Here is an 18,080-nt window from a genome sequence, read left to right on the forward strand (position 1 = left end):
AAATCCAAAAGCCGATTTTCTACGGACAAAAGCAACAAACTTTACGAAAAGAGCCTTAAAAAGATGCGCTCGGTTAAAATCTTAACATAATTTCCTGAAAATGGAGAGGGATAGCTTCCCTATTTTCAGATTTTTTGAAACTTTACATTTATAGTTCCGTATAACTAGAATAGTAGGGAGGCAAGGCATTCCTCTAATCTGAAAACGAAAGTAGGGACTGCACATGACCAAAGCACAAATCATCCAGCACCATCAAAAATTCATGAACTGGGTACAAACACTCGGCGACCTCTCTGAGTCCCAATGGAGAGCTCCAATTTCACATGAAAAATGGACCGTCGCAGAAGTGATCGGCCATCTGATTCCATGGGATGAATTTGTCCTACATAAAAGAATACCTTATTTTCTGACTGGCGAAACATTACCAACAGCACCAAATCCGAAGGTCGTAAACGAACTCGGGGCAAAGGATGCGAGAATGGAAGATAGTCAGGTGACCCTCCGCCGATTTCTTTCTACCAGAAGGCAGCTATTGGAGGAGATAGAGCAAATCGAGGAGCTCTATTGGGAGCAGGAGATTACAATTGGTGCCACTACTCTTAAGCTATCGGATTATTTTACAGACCTGGCCAAGCATGATGACCATCACGCTGACCAGATCAAAGCCATCCTTTGAAACTTTTTCTGCCTGTTGCCGTCTAGTGTTATAAAAGGGGGATTACCTATGAGATCAAGATTTATTTTGCCTGCATTCTTTCTTTTATTACTACTCGCATTAGCAGGCTGTGGAAAAACAGGAGAAACAGATGCGGCCGGGAATAAAATATACCCTCCTGATGAACAGGGGTATGTGGTGATTGACGGTGAAGAGAAAAAATTAGAAAAAGGGAATTACTCTTGGGAAGTGAAAAAGGGATTAACCACGGAGGTTACGCAGACAGATGCGGCTTCTCCCAATCAGATAGCAGAAAACGTTGAAGCGATTACGGCTCCGCCTGACACGGAAATGTCCTTTAAGCTTGTCGGCGATCCTACATTTAAAGTCTACCTCTGGAATAAGCAGGACCGCGAAAAAGAAATAGAATTGCAGGAAGGAAAATTTCGCACCCCAACTGAAAAGGGCCGGTACATTTATGAAGTATTGGCAGAATGGGAAAATGGGGAAATTTCATATACCTATGTCATCGAGCTTGAGTAGCCGGGGCGGGACCACCGTCCCTCCCCTACCCGCCTATCACTCTCCCAGAAAGCAGCTCCAATTCGGCAAGCTTTTCCTCTCGCACTTCTACATCCAATCGATATTTCTCCTCCAATACCTCCCACAGCAACTCCCCCTTTTCCTCAAAGGTCAAAGGCAGCAGCTTCACAAGCCTCCGAAATTCAGCAAGAAACTCCGTATAGGAAATCCATGAAAAATCAAACTGCTCCTCCAGTTCCCTTTTCAGCTTGCGGGTCAGCTTGGGACTGGCACCATTGGAGGTGACCGCCACTTGCAGATGGCCGCGCCTCACCGTTGCAGGAAAGGTAACATTTCCTTCTCCCGATTCATCCACCACACAAACGAGCTGTGAAGGAGGCAGTGTACGAACCAATTCCGCGTTCACCTCCCGGTTATTCGTTGCCAGAATGACAAGAAATGCTTCAGCAAAATCAGAAGCCAAAGCACCCCGTTCTACAAGTTTATATCCTTTTAAAACGGAAAGTTCCAGTACCTCTTCTGAAAATCCAGGCGCAATAAAGGTGATATCGGCCAGCTCCGCATCCAGCACCTTTGCCTTTCGCGCAGCAATTCTGCCTCCACCTGCTATCACTACCATCTTTCCTCTCAAATCAATGACTAGCGGCTGCATATTCCGCCCCCTTTCCTGACGCCCGTTCCACTACTATATCCTGGATAGCCTGATGACGGCTAAGCGGCTCGATCAACACGATATCCTGTCCGGCACGCCGTCTCTTTTTCACCTCACGGGTCACTTCATTCAGCAATAACCCGGCAAAAAGCAAATACGGAACCACGATGACTCTGCCGTCGGCTACTTTGCTGATCTCCTCGATTCCTGCTGCGAACAATGGTGTGGTCGCAGCCAAATAACAAACCTCCACCCGCGAGATTCCAAGTCTTTTGCCAATAGCTTCTTTTATCAAGACAAAGGCTTCATGGATGGCAGAATCACTGCTTCCTCTCCCCACCAGCAGAAGGGAGTCGGCAGCCTTCACTTCCCCGGCTTTCGTTCTCACAAGTTCACATATTCCCTTGACGATCCTGTCCTGCACCCCGAATGCTTCTGCAAGCCGCACGTTCACTTCGGGGAATTTTTCACGCAAAGGCGCTAACGCTTCCGGGATATCCTCTTTTATATGCCCGGCGGTTAAAAGAAAGATAGGGACAACCGTGATTTCCGTCGCACCCCTTGCCACACAGTGTTCAAACCCTTGCGCGATAAACGGTTCGGCCAGCTCTAGAAAACTGATTTCCTGAATGGGAACACTCACCTTCTCCATTACCTTCTGTAAAAATCCCTTCGCTTCCTCCGCTCCATGTTTGGAACGGGTTCCATGTCCAATGTACAGAATCGCTTTCGACACAGTGGATGCTCCTCCCTTCTATCCATGCACTACCGGCAGGTGAGGGACAACCTCCTCCTCAAACCAGTGTAATCTTTCGTGAAGCTTCACCACTTCCCCAATGACAATCATGCTTGGGTTGCTGATGCTGGCTTCCTTCACCTTGCGTTCTATGTTTACGAGTGTGCCGACAACTGTCCGCTGCTCATTCAACGTACCCCAATGCACAAGTGCAATCGGTGTTTTCGGGGACTTCCCGTTCTCCTGGAGGTGACGGACGATGTTCGGCAGTTGGGAAACGCCCATGTAGACGCAGATCGTATCCACCGCATGCGCAAGATTTGCCCATTGGTGCTCAGCCTCCTTATCACCCGCCTGATGACCCGTCACAAAGGCAAAGCTTTTGCTTAGCGTCCGGTGGGTGACTGGAATTCCTGCGTAGGCTGCAGCCCCGATACCGGCTGTGATTCCCGGTACCACTTCGAACGGCACATCATTCCTCGCGCACTCCTCCGCTTCCTCGCCTCCGCGGCCGAACACGAAAGGGTCTCCACCTTTTAATCGAACGACCTGCAGCCCCTTCTTTGCATATTTGACAAGAAAGTGATTGATCGTCTCCTGCTTCATCGTGTGGTAGTGTGGTAGTTTTCCGCAGTAGACAAGCTGGGCTTCCTTTTTTGCATAGTTTAATAGTTCAGGATTCACGAGACGGTCGTACAGGATGACATCGGCCTGCTCGAGGCAGCGCAGCCCCTTCACCGTTATCAAATCGGGATCCCCAGGTCCTGCACCAACTAAAAATACCTTTCCTGTCATGCGCTACCACCCTTTCTCCTCTGGATCTAAAATATAGCCGCTCTTTTTTCCCAGGCGCTTTTTCTCTCGTAAAATAATTTCCTTTACTCTTGGTCCTTTCAGATAAAACTTCTCCAGTTCGACATCCAGATGCTGAAATGCCGCTTCATCATTCTCTGCAAAAATAACGGATACGATTTCCTTTGCTTCGAGGGCTACATCAAATCTATACAGATATGCCATCGATTTCTTTTCCTAAAATAGTATCGAGTACATGCTGCAGGGCAGGTACTCCGACCCGTCCCACGAAGTCGAAGAAAGACTCCCCTATATCCTTCTCGGCCAGGAAGTAGAGCAGCAGCTCCTCGAGCACATCCGTCAAATCCTCAGCAGCAACCTTCCCCTTCAGCTTTTCATTGAACTTGCCGCCTTTATTCAAGGTGCCTCCCACATAGATTTCATAGGCTTCGACCATTTCCTTCTTTTCATTGCGTAGCTTCATCCCCTGCAGACCGATATCGGCAATCTGGCGCTGGCCGCAGGAATTCGGGCAGCCAACCATATGCATGCGGATCGGCACATCAAGGCTGATCCGTGCATCCAGTTCCTCGGCGATAAGGCGCATCCGTTCCTTCGTTTCCACTAAAGCCAGATTGCAATATTCAATTCCCGTGCATGACACTGCATGACCGATGAAGGAATTCGGATTGATGGAAATGCGCTCGAAAATCGGCTCCTTCAGCAGTGCCTCCACGTTTCCAATAGGAATATTCGGAATAATCAGATTCTGTGAGTTGCAGGTACGGATCTCCCCATTTCCATATTTTCCAGAGATCCTCGCGAGTTCGAACACCTCATCGGCATCGAGACGTCCAACCGGTACATTGAAACCGAGGAACTTCAATCCTCCCTGCTTCTGATCCTGGACTCCGTAGAAATAGCCAGCATTCCATTCTTCCTTTGGCTCCACGCCCTTGGAAGGAAGTGGACCTGTGTATTCCAGTAGCTTTTCCTTGAACTTTTCCGCCCCCAATCCGCGACAAGGAATTTCAAGCGGGCGAGATGGCGCTTCTCCCGGTAGCCGAAATCTCGGAATATCGTCGTAACTGCAATTGCGACTTCAAGCGTCCGCTCCGGTTCCACAAACACATCAATCGTTTCTGCCAGGAAAGGTCTCGAAGATAACCCGCCACCCACTTTCAAATGGAAGCCTATCTTCTCCACCCCATCTATCACCTTTGTTGCCGGTGTAAAAGAAACACAGTTTATTTCCGCGTTCGAAGCATTCTTTTTGTTCGCGCTGATCGACATTTTGTATTTTCGAGGAAGGTTCGAGAAATCCTCATTTTTCTGAAAGAAGTCATAGACCTCTTTTACAATGGCGCTCGTGTCAAACAGCTCATCCGGATCAAGGCCTGTGATCGGATTTCCGACAATTGTTCGCGTGATATCGCCGCACGCCCCCGCACTTGAAAGCCCAACCGCTTCCAGACGATTGAAAATATCCGGAATCTGTTCAATCTCCAGCCAATGGAACTGGATCGCCTGCCTGGTCGTAATATCAAATACACCACGACCGTAATCTCTGGCAATGCCTGCAAGCGTCTCGACCTGTGCCTTTGTAAGGATCCCCGATGGCACATTCACTCGCATCATGAAATAACCGTCCTCTTTCGGGCGCTGCAGATAGAGTCCGGCCCACTTGAATAGATCCCACTGATTCTCTGGGATGGATTCAAAACCGTTTTGCGCGTAGTGCGGGATGTCATCCAGAATACGCAGCCCATCCTTCTCGAGCTTCGCCTTCTCCGTCTTGTTCAACTTCTCGTTTTCTGCCCAATGCTTTACATATGCCAATCTGTTCCCCTCCTAGATAATTTTCTGTAGTCGCAGGTAGTCAAGAATGGTCGTTACCGACTCTTCCACACTAGAACGTTCGGAATGGATGGTGATCTCCGCATTTACCGGTGCCTCATAAGGGGAATCGATTCCTGTAAAATCCTTGATTTCCCCGCGGCGCGCTTTGGCATACAACTGCTTCGGATCTCTTTTTTCACATTCCTCAAGCGGACAGTCGATAAAGACTTCGATGAATTCCGCCTCTTCAAACAGCTTCCGGACCTGTTTCCTGTCCGCCCTAAACGGCGAAATGAAGGCGGTCGTGACAATCTTCCCGCTGTCGACGAAGAGCTTCGCCACCTCCCCGATACGCCGGATGTTTTCATTGCGGTCCTTTTCCGTGAAGCCAAGATCCCGATTCAATCCATGCCGGACATTGTCGCCATCAAGTACATACTCATTGATGCCCTGACGGTACAGCTCCTTGGATACGGCATTGGCGATGGTGGATTTTCCGGAGCCGGACAGGCCTGTAAACCAGAGCACAATGCTTCCGTGTCCGTTCTGCACCCGGCGCTCCTCTTTTGTAATGGCAGTTTCATGCCAGGTGATGTTCGTTGCTTTTGTCATAGAATAGTTCCTCCTTATACGGCCGCTGCTTTATTGAGTCCTTCGATCAGTACCTCGATTACTTCCTTTCTGCTGAAGGTGGAAGGTGGCAGCTCGCCTGAACGCAGCATCTCCCTTACCTTTGTCCCTGATAAAATAACCCTGTCTACATAACCATGCGGGCAGGTTTTATCCGATGCCATCCCTTCGCACTTATTGCAGTAAAAGCTATGTTCGAAAAATAATGGCTTGATGCCAAGCTCCTCTTCGGTAAAATTGCTGAAAATATGCTGTGCATCATAGGTTCCGTAATAATCGCCTACGCCTGCGTGGTCACGGCCGACGATAAAATGCGTGCAGCCGAAGTTTTTTCTGGCGATGGCATGGAAAATAGCTTCCCTCGGTCCCGCATAACGCATAGCTGCAGGGTAGACCGCCAATTGAACACGGTCTTTCGGGTAATAGTTTTCCAAGAGGACCCGATAGCTTCTGAGCCTGACGTCCGCCGGAATGTCATCGGATTTTGTTTCACCCACCAACGGGTTGAGGAACAGTCCGTCGACCGTTTCAAGCGCCGCCTTCTGGATATACTCATGCGCGCGGTGCACCGGATTTCTCGTCTGGAAGCCGACAACTGTTTTCCAGCCCTTCGCCTCAAACAGTGCCCGCGTTTCTTTCGGCTCAAGCCAGACATCTGCTGCAACACCCTTGTCAGGCTTCCTTGTCAAGGTCACCTCTCCCGCCACATAAATATCGCCGCGTTCAAATAACCGCTTGACGCCGGGATGTGCATGCTCTTCGGTTTTGTATACTTCTCTCGCCTCCTTGGATAGGTCGGGTTCATACCATTCGGACACCGTGATCACACCGTAGATTTCCTTATTGTGTGTAAGTTTATAGGTCTCGCCTTTTGATAGGCTTGCTGCAACTCCTTTTGTCACTGGCAGGGTAACTGGAACAGACCAAACGGTGCCAGTTGCGAGACGCAGCTTTTCCACTACCGATTCGTAATCCGCTTTTCCGAGAAAGCCTGTCAACGGACTGAAGAGGCCGACCCCGATCAGCTCCAGGTCGCTTAGGGCGATGGCGTCTATTTCAATCTCCTTTTCTATAAGACTCGTATCATAATTTGGATGATAGGCCTGCACGAGTGTGCCGCCATGTGGTGTTGGCAAGGACATATTATTCAACCTCTCTTTTTTAAAATTAATCTTTACTCGATACCGGGATTGCCTGCGCCGTGGCACGAAGCATTAAAAATCTCACCCCGAACACGGAAACGAGCACGCCAAGCATCGCAATGACCGGATACATATTCTGTTCGATTAATAGCTGAATCAAGGTGTAGGACAGCACCATCGATAAAACCGGGGAAACGACCCAGACTACCAGCAGCTGCACGACAATATCCTTTTTCAGCACCGCTCTTCCCTGTTTCACAAAACCGATCCCGATTATGGACGAAGTCGTAATCTGGGTGAGTGGGACAGGTATGCCAAAAAGGGAAGCAACTGTCACAATCCCCGCTCCTGTCCCTGAGATAACACAGCCTTCCTCCAGCTTGATCTTCGTGATTTTCTTGCCATTCGTCTCCAGCACCCGCTGACCTAAAAGCAGTGCTCCCACCGCAACAAACAATCCTCCCCATAGAATTCCTTGATTTGTGTCCATGATGCCTGCCCCGACAAGCGGACCAACGGCATTTGCGACATTATTCATGCCTGCCGAGAAGGCTTCGAACACGCCCATCAAGACAACCAGGACCGATAAGACCGGGACCGCCCTTTTGGACTTCACCCATTTGTCTATGAATCTATGCTTCAGCATCCAGCCAGCCGCAATCGCGATGAAGAAGGCGACTACCGGAGTAAGGAGCCAAAACAGTACAATCCAGGCAAGCTTTCCGGCAAAGACAGATTGATAGACGATTCCTGCACCGACTACCGCCCCAACCGTCACTTCGCTTGTGGACAAGGGGATGCCGAATAGATTGGCTAAAAATAAAGATAGAGCTGCAGACATTATGACAATCAGCGCCACCGCAACGGTAAACGTACTTTGCGGTACAATCCCGCTTCCCATCGTTCTGACCACCTCGCCGCCACCGAGCCACGCTCCAAAGAACACGGCGATTCCACATAAAACCAAAGCTGCATTTCTTTTCACAACGCCTGACCCATAGGCAATTCCCATGGATGCTGCCGCACCGCTCGCTCCAATATTCATGGCGAAAAAAAGACCAACGATGACGGCTATGGTAACTAGCATGCTTCTTCCTCCTTTAACCTCTGCCCATCTCTAATTTGTATGAAGGCCACATTCCGTTTTTCCGCTGCCGACCCAGCGCCCTGCCCTTGAGTCCCCTCCGTCGCCGACCGCCTGCGTACAGGGAAAACAGCCGATGCTCGGATAGCCATGGTCATGCAACTCGTTAAAGGGCAGATCTTGTTCGCGGATGTGCGTCCAAACGTCCTCCCACGACCAATGAATGAGGGGACAGATTTTGATGTTCTGGAACTTATCATCCCGATTCAGAAAATCCGTCTTTGCACGAGTCGGCGACTGGTCCCTTCTAAGGCCGGATATCCAAGCCTCTTTTGGGGTTAGTGCTTCCTTTAGCGGCTCCACTTTCCTTATCTGGCAGCATCGTCCCGGATCTCTTTTCCAAAGTGCGGTTCCGTGAGCAGCAGCCTGTTCCTCCAATGTGAGCGCAGGCTTCCTTTTTTCGATTTGAAGATCTGGGAACCGAGCTTCTATCTTCTTAATTACCTCGTAGGTTTCCGGAAAGTGCAGCTCGGTGTCCAGGAACACAATCTGTGCATCCGGCTTCACCTCCTGTATCAGGTCAATCAGGACCATCGCCTCCGCCCCAAAGCTTGAAGCATAGACAATTTCGTTATCCTTGTAGGTGTGGTATGCCCATTCCAGCACTTCCTTTGCACCTTTTGTTTTGGTCTCCACCGGAAAAAGCGAAACTTCTTTCCAATTCTTGAACGTTATCTTCTCCGTCATCTGTTTTGCTGCTCCTTTCTTGTCCACGAAAAAAGGCAGCCCTCCTGCATATGTGTACATGCAGGGGGACCGCCTCTAGTTTGTCTAGTCAGCGCCTATTGTTTTTTCTGAAGGCGAACCTTCTCATTTTTCTCGATTTGAATGACTTTTCCATCCTGTACCACCAAGGTGATAGATCCGAATTTCACAGATTGCAGCATTCTTTCCAAATGAACCATGACATCTTCCCATTCCGCCGATTTCAGATTGGCCCGCCTCCTCTATTCAAATGCTCCAACGCCTCCAAGGGGGGAAAGCGCCAGAGCTGGACAGTAAGCAAACTTGGGTCTTGAAAAATAAAAAACGCCTCTCCCATTTGGAAAAGGCGCATATACTAAGAATGCTGCACCTTATCTTCCAAAATGGGTATCCATTTTGCTGGAATTGGCACCTTGCTTACAGCAGGTTGCCGGGCTTCAACGGGCCAGTCCCTCAGCCGCTCTAGATAAGCGTCTATTATTGTTTGTGCGATGTTAGCTACGTTTGTTACTGCTTGATATTAAAATTAATCCTACCATACACATATGAATTGTCAACAATGTTTTTGCCTATTTTTTTGAATTTTTTATTTTTTGGGAGGATGGTCCTAGACTTGTCGATTCCCCTCTATGCAAAAAAGCTGCAGAAGTAAAAACACCTGCAGCTTTTTCTTATATACACTTATTCATTTCAATCTCTTTGCGCTTTTCCGTCACCAGTACATCCAAGTGGCGATACAGGTTGACGAATTCGCCTGGCAGCAGTCCGCCGTACTCTCCGTCCAGGTTCAGCTGCATTTTTTCATCCGTATGGACTTTGACACGGTTGGCTTTTGTGTAGATCACATGCGGATCCTTCACGTGCTCACCGCGAAGAGCAAGCGTCGCGACACGAATAAAGTCGGCGATGTTTGCTTTCTTCAAAATGATCAAATCAAACATCCCGTCGTTCATGCAGGAGTCCGGTGCAAGCTTCTCGAATCCACCGACAGAGTTGGACAGTGATACGAGGAACAGCATGATTTCTCCTTCAAAGACTTTTCCATCATATTCAATCTGAACATTGGTCGGTCTGATCGAAGGCAGCATTTCCATACCCTTAAGGTAATAGGCCAGCTGTCCGATGATCGTTTTCAGCTTGCTTGGTACCTCGTAGGAAAGCTCGGTCATTTTCCCGCCGCCTGCGATGTTCATGAAGTATTGATCATTTGCTTTCCCGATATCGACCGGCATTGGAACTCCGTTTGCTATGACATCGGCACACGCGATGATGTCATCTCTCGGCAGGTCAAGGGCGCGCGCAAAATCGTTGGTCGTTCCAACCGGGATGATTCCTAGCTGTGGACGATAATCCTGTTCCGCAAGTCCGTTGACCACTTCATTGATTGTTCCGTCTCCACCAGCCGCGACAACCAGGTCATATCTGCGTTCAACCGCAAGCCTTGCAGCCACCGTCGCATCTCCATGTCCGGTAGTAGCATGACAGGATGCTTCATATCCAGCCTGTTCCAACCTCACTAAAACCTCTGGCAAGTGTTTTTTAAACGCTTCACGCCCAGATGTTGGATTATATATTACTCTCGCTCGTTTCATTTTCCCATCATCCTATATTTATATTTAAACGCTTCTATATTAATTTCTATCGATGTATACTAGCACTCATACTTGAAGTCACTCTAATTTAACTATAATTTCCAATCGAACCTGGGTCAACCTCAAATTGACCCCAGATAACATATTAGCCTATTCCCTGCATCAGATGCAATAAAAACGAAAATTGCGAGAACCGTAAACTTTGTAACAAAAAGGGCCAGACCCCAAGCAGTACTACATTCTGTAGCAAATTCCTGCCGGGGTCTGGCCCTCTTTACAAATTTTTTATTCCGCTCGCTTATTTCTGCTCTTCCACGTTTGTTTCTTTTTTGTCGGTGTTTTTTGGTGTGCTGATTTCGTTTGTCAGGCTGTCGATGCTGTTGCGGATGTTGCCTTTGCCTGAGAAGTTTTCGATCAGCTCTTTTACGTCGATGCCAGATGATGCTTTCAGGGATTCCTGAAGCGTGGACATCAGGTTCGTTGCGTAGCCTGTGATTTTGTTGGCACCGCCGTTTTCACCGCTGCTGCCAGTGTCAACAACCGTGATCTTGTCGATGTTACCAAGTGGAGCTGCCACTTGCTTCGCGTATTCAGGAAGCATTTTGATGATCATATCCAAGATAGCCGCTTGACCGAACTGTTCGAATGCTTCTGCGATCTTTTCCTTCGCTTCCGCTTCTGCAAGTCCCTTCAGACGGATAACTTCCGCTTCGGATTCCCCTTGCGCTCTTTGTGCATCGGCTTTTGCGATACCATCGATACGGATCTTTTCCGCTTCCGCTTTTGCCATTGCCTCGATACGGTATTTGTTCGCATCCGCTTCGGCCATTTGCTTCGCCTTGTCTGCTGCCGCTCCCTGTTCCACAGAGTAACGGTCCGCATCGGCTTTCTTCTTCACTTCGGAATCATACTGGCGCTCACGACGCAGAATCTCTTTTTCCTCAAGCTCAATCTGCTTTTGACGCTCGATGATCTGGATCTGCATTTGCTGCTCCGTTACTTCTTGCTTCGCGCGCGCTTCCTCAAGGTGGTACGCCTGGTCGGCACGTGCTTTTGCGATATCCTGCTCTCTGCGGTACTCCGCGATTTTCATTTGGTTCTCTTTTTCCGCTTCCGCGATTTCCGTCGCACGCTCAAGCTCTGCACGCTGTGCATCCTTTGCAGCTTCTGCACGTTTGATACGTGTTTCTTTGTCCGCTTCTGCAGTCGCAATATCCGCATCACGCTTCACTTGCGCGATACGTGGCTTTCCTAGAGATTCTAAGTATCCGTTGCTGTCACGTACATCTTTGATTGTGAAGGAAACGATGATAAGACCCATCTTTGCCAAATCCTGAGACGCTACGCGCTGTACTTCCTGTGAGAATTTCTCGCGATTTTTATAAATTTCTTCTACTGTCATGGATCCCAAAATAGAACGCAAGTGACCTTCTAGTACTTCACGCGCTTCGTTTTCCATGTCTTCTTTAGCTTTCCCTAAAAACTGCTCGGCAGCTGTTGCAATATCACCGATCGAGCTGCCGATCTTGATGATTGCCGTACCGTCTGCCATTACAGGTACACCTTGCTCTGTGTATACTTCCGGAGTTTTAACGTCCAGTTTAATAGAAAGCAAGCTTAATGGATCGGATTGCTGGAACACCGGCACGATAAACGCACCGCCGCCTCGTACAATCTTAATCTTGTTTCCTGCTTCGTCCACGTGTACATTTTTTCCGCCTAGATAACTACCAGTAATAATTAGCGCTTCGTCAGGTCCTGCCGTCTTGTAGCGTGCAACAAACACGACTACCAGTGCAAAAATCAGGATGGCGACGACTGCGATAATGATGGCGATTTCTCCAAATACCATGTGCGATTCCCCCTATTGATTATAAGATTCTAATACTTTTTCGTATGGGGTCACAAAAACTACCCCTTTTTGGACATCGATGATCAGTACTTCTGTTTCGTATGGGATTGCTTCATTCTCAAAGCTCTGCGCCGATTTGGAGACGGTGCTGCCGCCGATGCTCAGTACCACTTCCCCAAAGCCATCCTTCGGTATCGAAATGATGACCTTGGCAAGCTTCCCTTTCATGTCATCATCCGAATATCCGAGTGAAGCCTCGGCAGAACGGATCGGCACAAAAACGAATACATGCAGCAGAGTGACTAATATACTGGAGATAACGGTGGATGCGCCCAACACAAACCAATCTGTCAGTGGTGAAAACTTATCCAGCAAATAGCCTGATGCACTGAACACCGTCAAAAATGATAAAATAAGTGCCGGATCCACAGGTATTGCATCAAAAATCCCATCCACAATATCAGACAGCAGAATATAAATAAGTGTTAAGCTTCCAAAAACAATGAGACCCCAAAAATAAAGCTGCATCATTTCCATTCCAAACATCGTCATAGGCAATCGGTCCTTTCTTTTAGGACAGGTTCCTTGTCCCACCTTTTCCTTCAGCGCTTTCAGGCTTCTCCCAACTTCACGTCGACTGATCGCCTCCCCCATTTGTACTTCCAGTAGTATATACGGAAGAAATCCCCCCAGGTTTCAAAATTTGGCAAAGATTATTTACCAACTGTTTAAAAGCTTATAGAAGGTGTAAAATAGAAAAGAGACAATTATGAATATATGAAAAATTAATTACATCTCTTCCATAATAAACCAAGCCAGAGAGGAAAACCATTACAAATGATAAAAAAATTACTGATTGGAACATCCTGCGTCGCACTTCTTGCGGCATGCAATCCACTTGAAACGTTGTCCAGCGAAGAACCTGTCCTGATGAGCAGTCGACATGCTTCGAAATCACCTGAGCTTCCACCCGTCAAAGAGAAATGGGAAGGATTTTTCAACAAGGAGGTAGCGGTCGTGGAGGAAGAACCTGAAGAAGAGACACCAACAGAACCTACTGAAGAAGAAGAGGAGCCGAGCGAACCCGTGACAGGAGAACCGGATGCTCCCTCTGAAGAAGAAGCGATCCCGGTTGTCGCAAATCCGACAGCGATCAATGTGATGGTCAATAAATTCTGGGCCTTGCCGGATGGGTACCGCCCTCCCGACCTGATCCGCCCGAATGTGCCGTTTTCCTTTGGCAACGAAAACAGCGACCGATCGAAACTGCGCAAGGAGGCCGCCGAATCCCTGGAGATGATGTTTGCCGGCGCTCTCCAGGAAAGCATCGAGCTGTATGCCCGCTCCGGTTTCCGTTCCTATGAAACCCAGGAGTCCATTTTCAAAAATGAAATTGCAACCTATGGCTACGAGCAGGCCGTCCTGTATGTGGCCCGTCCCGGAACAAGTGAGCACCAGACCGGACTCACGATGGACATCACCGCCAAAAGCGTAGGTCTGGAGCTTGTCGAAAGCTTCGAAAACACTGACGAAGGCAAATGGCTCGCTTCCAACGCCCATAACTACGGTTTTATCCTGCGCTATCCGAAAGGGAAGACGAATATTACGGGCTATGCATTTGAGCCTTGGCATTACCGTTATGTCGGGGTGGATATTGCGACGGATATTTTTAATAGAGGGATTACGTTGGAAGAATATATGGGTGATGTGAGGGAGTTTTAAGATTTAATGAGGGCAAGGTGCTGCGGGAATGCGGCGCCTTGCCCTTTTTATGTGGGTTGCGGTTGAGGGATGATGAGCTTTTCGCTTCATTCGTTTGGTGGAAAAACCCGTCATCGGCTTTATGATGAGCTTTTTGCTTCGCTTGTTTGGTGGAAAAGCTCATCATCGGCTTTATGATGAGCTTTTCGCTTCGCTCGTTTAGTGAAAAACCTCGTCATCGGCTTTATGATGAGCTTTTCGCTTCGCTCGTTTAGTGAAAAACCTTGTCATCGGCTTTATGATGAGCTTTTCGCTTCGCTTGTTTGGTGGAAAAGCTCATCATCGCATCCGACAACGCCCCATTCTCCCCATTTAAACAAAATATCAGCCGTTCGCACCACTGAAACTAACAAATTGGTTCTTTTCCTCGCACGTTTGTAATTCCGGGAATGAAAATCCCTACACCGCGCTCTATTTCCATCCGCGAAACCACCATTCTATACGTTTACGCCCGATTATTGGATTTTACGCCCGCTTTCTCGCATTTGCGCCCGAAAAACAAAATTTGCGCCCGATGTTGTGGGCTTTTCGCCCGATTACACCTACTTCTCGCCCGAACGCCAAATTCCGACAAATCCCACAATCTGCTTCCCAGACCCGCACCATCGCAACCCCGCTCCACCGCCATCCCACTGAAACAACAAAAAAGAACCCCAGCCCAAAGCCGGAGTCTCACTAAAATTATCTCAACTTAATCTCCTCAAGCAACAGCTTGTTGACCATCGGAGGGTTTGCCTGTCCTTTTGTTGCTTTCATGATTTGCCCTACAAGGAAGCCGATTGCGCGCTCTTTCCCACTTTTGAAATCTTCGATGGACTGAGGGTTTGCATCAAGCGTTTCGCCGACGATTTTACGAAGGGTGCCTTCGTCAGAGATTTGTACAAGACCTTTGTCTTTGACGATTTTCTCTGCGTCTCCGCCGTTTTCGATAAGCTCCTTGAATACCTTCTTTGCAATTTTGGAAGAGATCGTGCCTTTTTCCAGCAGCTTGATCATGCCAGCAAGTCCTGCTGGAGTCAACGCAACGTCATGCAACTCTTTCCCCTCCGCGTTCAAGTAAGCCGAAACCTCGCCCATCAGCCAGTTGGAGGCAAGCTTCGCATCTGCACCTTCGCCCACTGTCTCTTCAAAGAAATCGGACATTTCCTTCGTCAGGGTGAGAACTTGTGCGTCGTACGCAGGTAAGCCCAGCTCTTCCACGTATCGGCGCTTTCGCTCATCCGGAAGCGTCGGGATTTCGGCACGGACGCGAGCTTTCCACTCGTCATCGATGTGAAGCGCAACAAGGTCCGGCTCAGGGAAGTAACGGTAGTCGTCCGATCCTTCTTTTACACGCATCAAGATGGTTTCTTTTGTCGTTTCATCATAGCGGCGGGTTTCCTGCTCGATTACTCCACCCGATAGTAGAACCTTCTCCTGACGAACCACTTCATGCTCCAGGCCCTTTTGAACAAAGTTGAAGGAGTTCAGGTTCTTCAGCTCCGCTTTTGTTCCGAACTTCTCTTGTCCAACCGGACGAAGCGAGATGTTCGCATCACAGCGAAGGGAGCCTTCTTCCATTTTACAATCGGATACTCCGGTGTATTGGATGATGCTTTTCAATTTTTCAAGATAAGCGTAAGCCTCTTCCGGCGTACGGATGTCCGGCTCGGATACGATCTCGATAAGAGGTGTTCCTTGACGGTTATAGTCCACCAGGGAATAGCCGTCCCCTGTGTGCATCAGTTTTCCTGCATCTTCCTCAAGGTGAAGACGAGTGATTCCGATGCGTTTCTTTTCGCCGCCCACTTCGATTTCAATCCAGCCATTTTCACCGATCGGCTTGTCATATTGGGAGATCTGGTAAGCCTTCGGGTTGTCCGGGTAGAAGTAGTTTTTTCGGTCGAATTTCGTGTCGGTTGCCACGTCGCAGTTCAATGCCATTGCGGCCTTCATCGCGTATTCCACTGCCTGCTTGTTCAACACAGGAAGCACTCCAGGGTACCCCAGTTCCACGACACTTGTGTTGGAGTTCGGTTCTGCGCCGAATTCGTTCGGGCTTGCCGAGAAAATTTTGGATTTTGTTTTTAGCTCTACGTGTACTTCAAGTCCAATAATCGTTTCAAAGTTCATCGTCTCACCCCTTACAGCTGTGGTTTTTGTTTATGATGGTCGGTTGCCTGCTCGAACGCATGTGCAACACGGTAAATTGTGCTTTCATCGAAGTGCTTTGCAATGATCTGCAAGCCGACAGGCAGTCCATCCACGAATCCTGCTGGTACAGAGATTCCTGGTACGCCCGCAAGGTTTACCGGGATGGTCAGGATATCGTTCGCATACATCGTTAATGGATCCTTCGTTTTTTCGCCCACTTTAAATGCTGGAGTAGGCGTTGTTGGTCCAACGATAACATCATATTTTTCAAAGACCTTTTCAAAGTCCTGTTTGATCAAGGTACGAACCTTCTGCGCTTTGATGTAGTATGCATCATAGTGACCTGCACTTAGGGCATATGTTCCAAGCATGATACGGCGTTTCACTTCCGGACCGAAGCCCTCGCTGCGCGTCTGCTTGTACATCTCTAAAAGGTTTTTCGCATTGTCCGTACGGTATCCGTAGCGAACACCGTCAAAGCGAGCCAAATTGGCGGACGCTTCTGATGATGACAGTAGATAGTAGGTAGCCAATGCGTATTTGGAGTGAGGCAGGGACACCTCTTCCCAAGTTGCGCCTAGTCCTTCCAATACCTTCAATGCGTCCAGTACCGATTGACGCACTTCTTCGCTTACACCTTCACCAAGGTATTCTTTTGGCACACCGATTTTCAGACCCTTTACATCTCCAGTCATACTGGATAGGAAGTCTGGAACCTCCGCGTTAGCTGAAGTGGAATCCATCTCGTCCATTCCGGAGATCGCTTGTAGAAGGTAGGCGTTGTCTTCAACGGTACGTGTGATTGGTCCAATCTGGTCCAGGGAGGATGCAAAAGCAACCAAACCGTAACGGGACACACGGCCATATGTAGGCTTTAATCCGACTACCCCACAGAATGCTGCCGGCTGACGAATCGATCCACCTGTATCAGAACCAAGGGAGAAGAAAACCTCTCCTGCTGCTACTGCCGCTGCGGAACCACCACTGGATCCACCTGGTACACGGTCCAGATCCCATGGGTTGCGGGTCGCTGCAAATGCAGAGTTTTCATTGGAGGAACCCATTGCAAATTCATCCATGTTGATTTTTCCGATTGTAATGGTTTCTGCTTGTTTCAGTTTTTCGACAACAGTTGCATCATAGATCGGGTTGAAGTCGCCAAGGATCTTGCTCGCACATGTTGTACGAATTCCCTTTGTCACGATGTTATCCTTCACACCGACAGGAAGACCGAATAATAGGCCATGCTCCTTCTCTGTGCCAAGCGCTTCGTCGAGCACACTCGCCTGTTTGCGGGCATTTTCTTCATCAAGCGTTAAAAATGCCTGTACTTTTCCATCCACTTCACCTATCCGTTTGTAGGATGTATCCACTAAATCCGAAACGGAGATTTCTTTTTTATGTAAAAGGCTATGTAATTCCGATAGCTTCTTATCAAACAATGACATGGTTTTCCCTCCTTACTATTCCAGAATTGTCGGTACGCGAATCTGGCCATTCTTATGATCCGGCGCGTTTTTCAATACCTCATCGACCGGTAGGCCTTCTTTTGCTATATCCTCTCTCATGACATTCTTCATTGGAAGTACATGAGTGGTCGGTGCAACATGATCTGTATCCAATTCATTCAGCTGCTCCGCGAATGTAATGATTGCATCCAATTGACTTGTGAACATTACCGCTTCCTCTTCGCTGATCGCAAGACGAGCCAAATGTGCCACATGTTTTACTTGATCCTCAGAAATACGGGACATCCTATCCACCTCCGCAAAATATCGAAACTTGCACAATATCCTTTTATCATACTAAACTTTACCCCGCTCAAGCAATAGAGAGGACCCGCTACTTGTATGTTTCTTCACAAATACATGAAAGTGAAAAACACTTATTTGTATTCCATCTAT

Annotated in this window: 18 protein-coding genes, 1 pseudogene and 1 riboswitch; of the genes and pseudogenes, 3 read left to right on the forward strand and 16 right to left on the reverse strand. The window is 48.4% G+C overall.

Annotated features, from left to right (window positions below):
- The first annotated feature begins 223 nt into the window (after positions 1 to 223).
- The gene (locus ABN702_RS18255; protein ID WP_417898172.1) at positions 224 to 676 is read left to right on the forward strand and encodes a DinB family protein; all 453 of its coding nucleotides are present in this window, start codon (positions 224 to 226) and stop codon (positions 674 to 676) included.
- Positions 677 to 724: 48 nt separating this feature from the next.
- Positions 725 to 1,198 (forward strand): hypothetical protein, encoded by a 474-nt coding sequence (locus tag ABN702_RS18260; RefSeq protein WP_417898173.1) that lies wholly within the window; start codon positions 725 to 727, stop codon positions 1,196 to 1,198.
- Positions 1,199 to 1,223: 25 nt separating this feature from the next.
- Here ABN702_RS18260 and ABN702_RS18265 read toward each other — a convergent pair whose 3' ends face one another.
- The 13 genes and pseudogenes from ABN702_RS18265 to ABN702_RS18325 form a co-directional block, all read right to left on the reverse strand.
- Complete coding sequence (locus ABN702_RS18265) at positions 1,224 to 1,850, reverse strand: NAD(P)-dependent oxidoreductase (RefSeq protein WP_417898174.1); 627 nt, start codon at positions 1,848 to 1,850, stop codon at positions 1,224 to 1,226.
- Positions 1,831 to 2,586: a sirohydrochlorin chelatase gene (locus ABN702_RS18270; protein WP_417898175.1), complete on the reverse strand. Its 756-nt coding sequence runs from the start codon at positions 2,584 to 2,586 to the stop codon at positions 1,831 to 1,833. Before ABN702_RS18270 ends, ABN702_RS18265 begins: the two co-directional genes overlap by 20 nt.
- 18 nt (positions 2,587 to 2,604) lie before the next feature.
- Entirely contained in the window at positions 2,605 to 3,381 is a 777-nt protein-coding gene (gene cobA / locus ABN702_RS18275) for a uroporphyrinogen-III C-methyltransferase (protein WP_417898176.1), read from the reverse strand.
- A 3-nt stretch (positions 3,382 to 3,384) separates the two neighbouring features.
- Positions 3,385 to 3,603, reverse strand: coding sequence for a DUF3906 family protein (locus ABN702_RS18280; RefSeq protein WP_386644985.1), 219 nt, complete (start codon positions 3,601 to 3,603; stop codon positions 3,385 to 3,387).
- Positions 3,587 to 5,217, reverse strand: a pseudogene (locus ABN702_RS18285) (nitrite/sulfite reductase). The gene ABN702_RS18280 and the pseudogene ABN702_RS18285 overlap by 17 nt, the downstream one beginning before the upstream one ends.
- A 12-nt stretch (positions 5,218 to 5,229) precedes the next feature.
- Positions 5,230 to 5,829, reverse strand: a complete 600-nt coding sequence (gene cysC, locus ABN702_RS18290) for an adenylyl-sulfate kinase (protein ID WP_417898177.1) — start codon at positions 5,827 to 5,829, stop codon at positions 5,230 to 5,232.
- A 14-nt stretch (positions 5,830 to 5,843) separates the two neighbouring features.
- Complete coding sequence (sat, locus tag ABN702_RS18295) at positions 5,844 to 6,989, reverse strand: sulfate adenylyltransferase (protein WP_417898178.1); 1,146 nt, start codon at positions 6,987 to 6,989, stop codon at positions 5,844 to 5,846.
- Between the two features lie 25 nt (positions 6,990 to 7,014).
- Complete coding sequence (locus ABN702_RS18300) at positions 7,015 to 8,076, reverse strand: anion permease (RefSeq protein ID WP_417898179.1); 1,062 nt, start codon at positions 8,074 to 8,076, stop codon at positions 7,015 to 7,017.
- A gap of 30 nt (positions 8,077 to 8,106) precedes the next feature.
- The gene (locus tag ABN702_RS18305) at positions 8,107 to 8,820 is read right to left on the reverse strand and encodes a phosphoadenylyl-sulfate reductase (RefSeq protein WP_417900961.1); all 714 of its coding nucleotides are present in this window, start codon (positions 8,818 to 8,820) and stop codon (positions 8,107 to 8,109) included.
- 95 nt (positions 8,821 to 8,915) lie between these two features.
- Positions 8,916 to 9,038: a YezD family protein gene (locus ABN702_RS18310; RefSeq protein WP_417898180.1), complete on the reverse strand. Its 123-nt coding sequence runs from the start codon at positions 9,036 to 9,038 to the stop codon at positions 8,916 to 8,918.
- Positions 9,039 to 9,206: 168 nt separating this feature from the next.
- A riboswitch (SAM riboswitch) is annotated at positions 9,207 to 9,311 on the reverse strand.
- Positions 9,312 to 9,509: 198 nt separating this feature from the next.
- The gene (locus ABN702_RS18315; RefSeq protein WP_417898181.1) at positions 9,510 to 10,430 is read right to left on the reverse strand and encodes a diacylglycerol kinase; all 921 of its coding nucleotides are present in this window, start codon (positions 10,428 to 10,430) and stop codon (positions 9,510 to 9,512) included.
- Between the two features lie 298 nt (positions 10,431 to 10,728).
- Entirely contained in the window at positions 10,729 to 12,282 is a 1,554-nt protein-coding gene (locus tag ABN702_RS18320) for an SPFH domain-containing protein (RefSeq protein ID WP_417898182.1), read from the reverse strand.
- Between the two features lie 12 nt (positions 12,283 to 12,294).
- Positions 12,295 to 12,936: a hypothetical protein gene (locus ABN702_RS18325; protein WP_417898183.1), complete on the reverse strand. Its 642-nt coding sequence runs from the start codon at positions 12,934 to 12,936 to the stop codon at positions 12,295 to 12,297.
- Positions 12,937 to 13,119: 183 nt separating this feature from the next.
- On the opposite strand from ABN702_RS18325, the gene ABN702_RS18330 reads away from it, so the two are divergent.
- Positions 13,120 to 14,004, forward strand: a complete 885-nt coding sequence (locus ABN702_RS18330; protein ID WP_417898184.1) for a M15 family metallopeptidase — start codon at positions 13,120 to 13,122, stop codon at positions 14,002 to 14,004.
- A 720-nt stretch (positions 14,005 to 14,724) separates the two neighbouring features.
- Here ABN702_RS18330 and gatB read toward each other — a convergent pair.
- From gatB to gatC, 3 genes are read right to left on the reverse strand one after another with little or no spacing between them, the layout of a single operon-like run.
- Complete coding sequence (gene gatB, locus ABN702_RS18335; RefSeq protein ID WP_417898185.1) at positions 14,725 to 16,155, reverse strand: Asp-tRNA(Asn)/Glu-tRNA(Gln) amidotransferase subunit GatB; 1,431 nt, start codon at positions 16,153 to 16,155, stop codon at positions 14,725 to 14,727.
- A gap of 11 nt (positions 16,156 to 16,166) precedes the next feature.
- A complete protein-coding gene (gatA, locus tag ABN702_RS18340) occupies positions 16,167 to 17,624 on the reverse strand; it encodes an Asp-tRNA(Asn)/Glu-tRNA(Gln) amidotransferase subunit GatA (protein ID WP_417898186.1) in 1,458 nt (485 codons plus the stop codon).
- Between the two features lie 15 nt (positions 17,625 to 17,639).
- Complete coding sequence (gene gatC / locus ABN702_RS18345; RefSeq protein ID WP_417898187.1) at positions 17,640 to 17,930, reverse strand: Asp-tRNA(Asn)/Glu-tRNA(Gln) amidotransferase subunit GatC; 291 nt, start codon at positions 17,928 to 17,930, stop codon at positions 17,640 to 17,642.
- Positions 17,931 to 18,080: the final 150 nt, after the last annotated feature.

The organism is Bacillus haimaensis (assembly GCF_048270625.1).
Taxonomy (GTDB): domain Bacteria; phylum Bacillota; class Bacilli; order Bacillales; family Bacillaceae_I; genus Sutcliffiella_A; species Sutcliffiella_A haimaensis.

Excerpts from the sequence above, each read along its gene's own strand:
- ABN702_RS18255 (WP_417898172.1), top strand. The coding sequence starts at position 224 with ATGACCAAAGCACAAATCATCCAGCACCATCAAAAATTCATGAACTGG.
- ABN702_RS18260 (WP_417898173.1), top strand. The coding sequence starts at position 725 with ATGAGATCAAGATTTATTTTGCCTGCATTCTTTCTTTTATTACTACTC.
- ABN702_RS18265 (WP_417898174.1), bottom strand. The coding sequence starts at position 1,850 with ATGCAGCCGCTAGTCATTGATTTGAGAGGAAAGATGGTAGTGATAGCA.
- cobA (WP_417898176.1), bottom strand. The coding sequence starts at position 3,381 with ATGACAGGAAAGGTATTTTTAGTTGGTGCAGGACCTGGGGATCCCGAT.
- ABN702_RS18280 (WP_386644985.1), bottom strand. The coding sequence starts at position 3,603 with ATGGCATATCTGTATAGATTTGATGTAGCCCTCGAAGCAAAGGAAATC.
- cysC (WP_417898177.1), bottom strand. The coding sequence starts at position 5,829 with ATGACAAAAGCAACGAACATCACCTGGCATGAAACTGCCATTACAAAA.
- sat (WP_417898178.1), bottom strand. The coding sequence starts at position 6,989 with ATGTCCTTGCCAACACCACATGGCGGCACACTCGTGCAGGCCTATCAT.
- ABN702_RS18300 (WP_417898179.1), bottom strand. The coding sequence starts at position 8,076 with ATGCTAGTTACCATAGCCGTCATCGTTGGTCTTTTTTTCGCCATGAAT.
- ABN702_RS18305 (WP_417900961.1), bottom strand. The coding sequence starts at position 8,820 with ATGACGGAGAAGATAACGTTCAAGAATTGGAAAGAAGTTTCGCTTTTT.
- ABN702_RS18310 (WP_417898180.1), bottom strand. The coding sequence starts at position 9,038 with ATGGTTCATTTGGAAAGAATGCTGCAATCTGTGAAATTCGGATCTATC.
- ABN702_RS18315 (WP_417898181.1), bottom strand. The coding sequence starts at position 10,430 with ATGAAACGAGCGAGAGTAATATATAATCCAACATCTGGGCGTGAAGCG.
- ABN702_RS18320 (WP_417898182.1), bottom strand. The coding sequence starts at position 12,282 with ATGGTATTTGGAGAAATCGCCATCATTATCGCAGTCGTCGCCATCCTG.
- ABN702_RS18325 (WP_417898183.1), bottom strand. The coding sequence starts at position 12,936 with ATGGGGGAGGCGATCAGTCGACGTGAAGTTGGGAGAAGCCTGAAAGCG.
- ABN702_RS18330 (WP_417898184.1), top strand. The coding sequence starts at position 13,120 with ATGATAAAAAAATTACTGATTGGAACATCCTGCGTCGCACTTCTTGCG.
- gatB (WP_417898185.1), bottom strand. The coding sequence starts at position 16,155 with ATGAACTTTGAAACGATTATTGGACTTGAAGTACACGTAGAGCTAAAA.
- gatA (WP_417898186.1), bottom strand. The coding sequence starts at position 17,624 with ATGTCATTGTTTGATAAGAAGCTATCGGAATTACATAGCCTTTTACAT.
- gatC (WP_417898187.1), bottom strand. The coding sequence starts at position 17,930 with ATGTCCCGTATTTCTGAGGATCAAGTAAAACATGTGGCACATTTGGCT.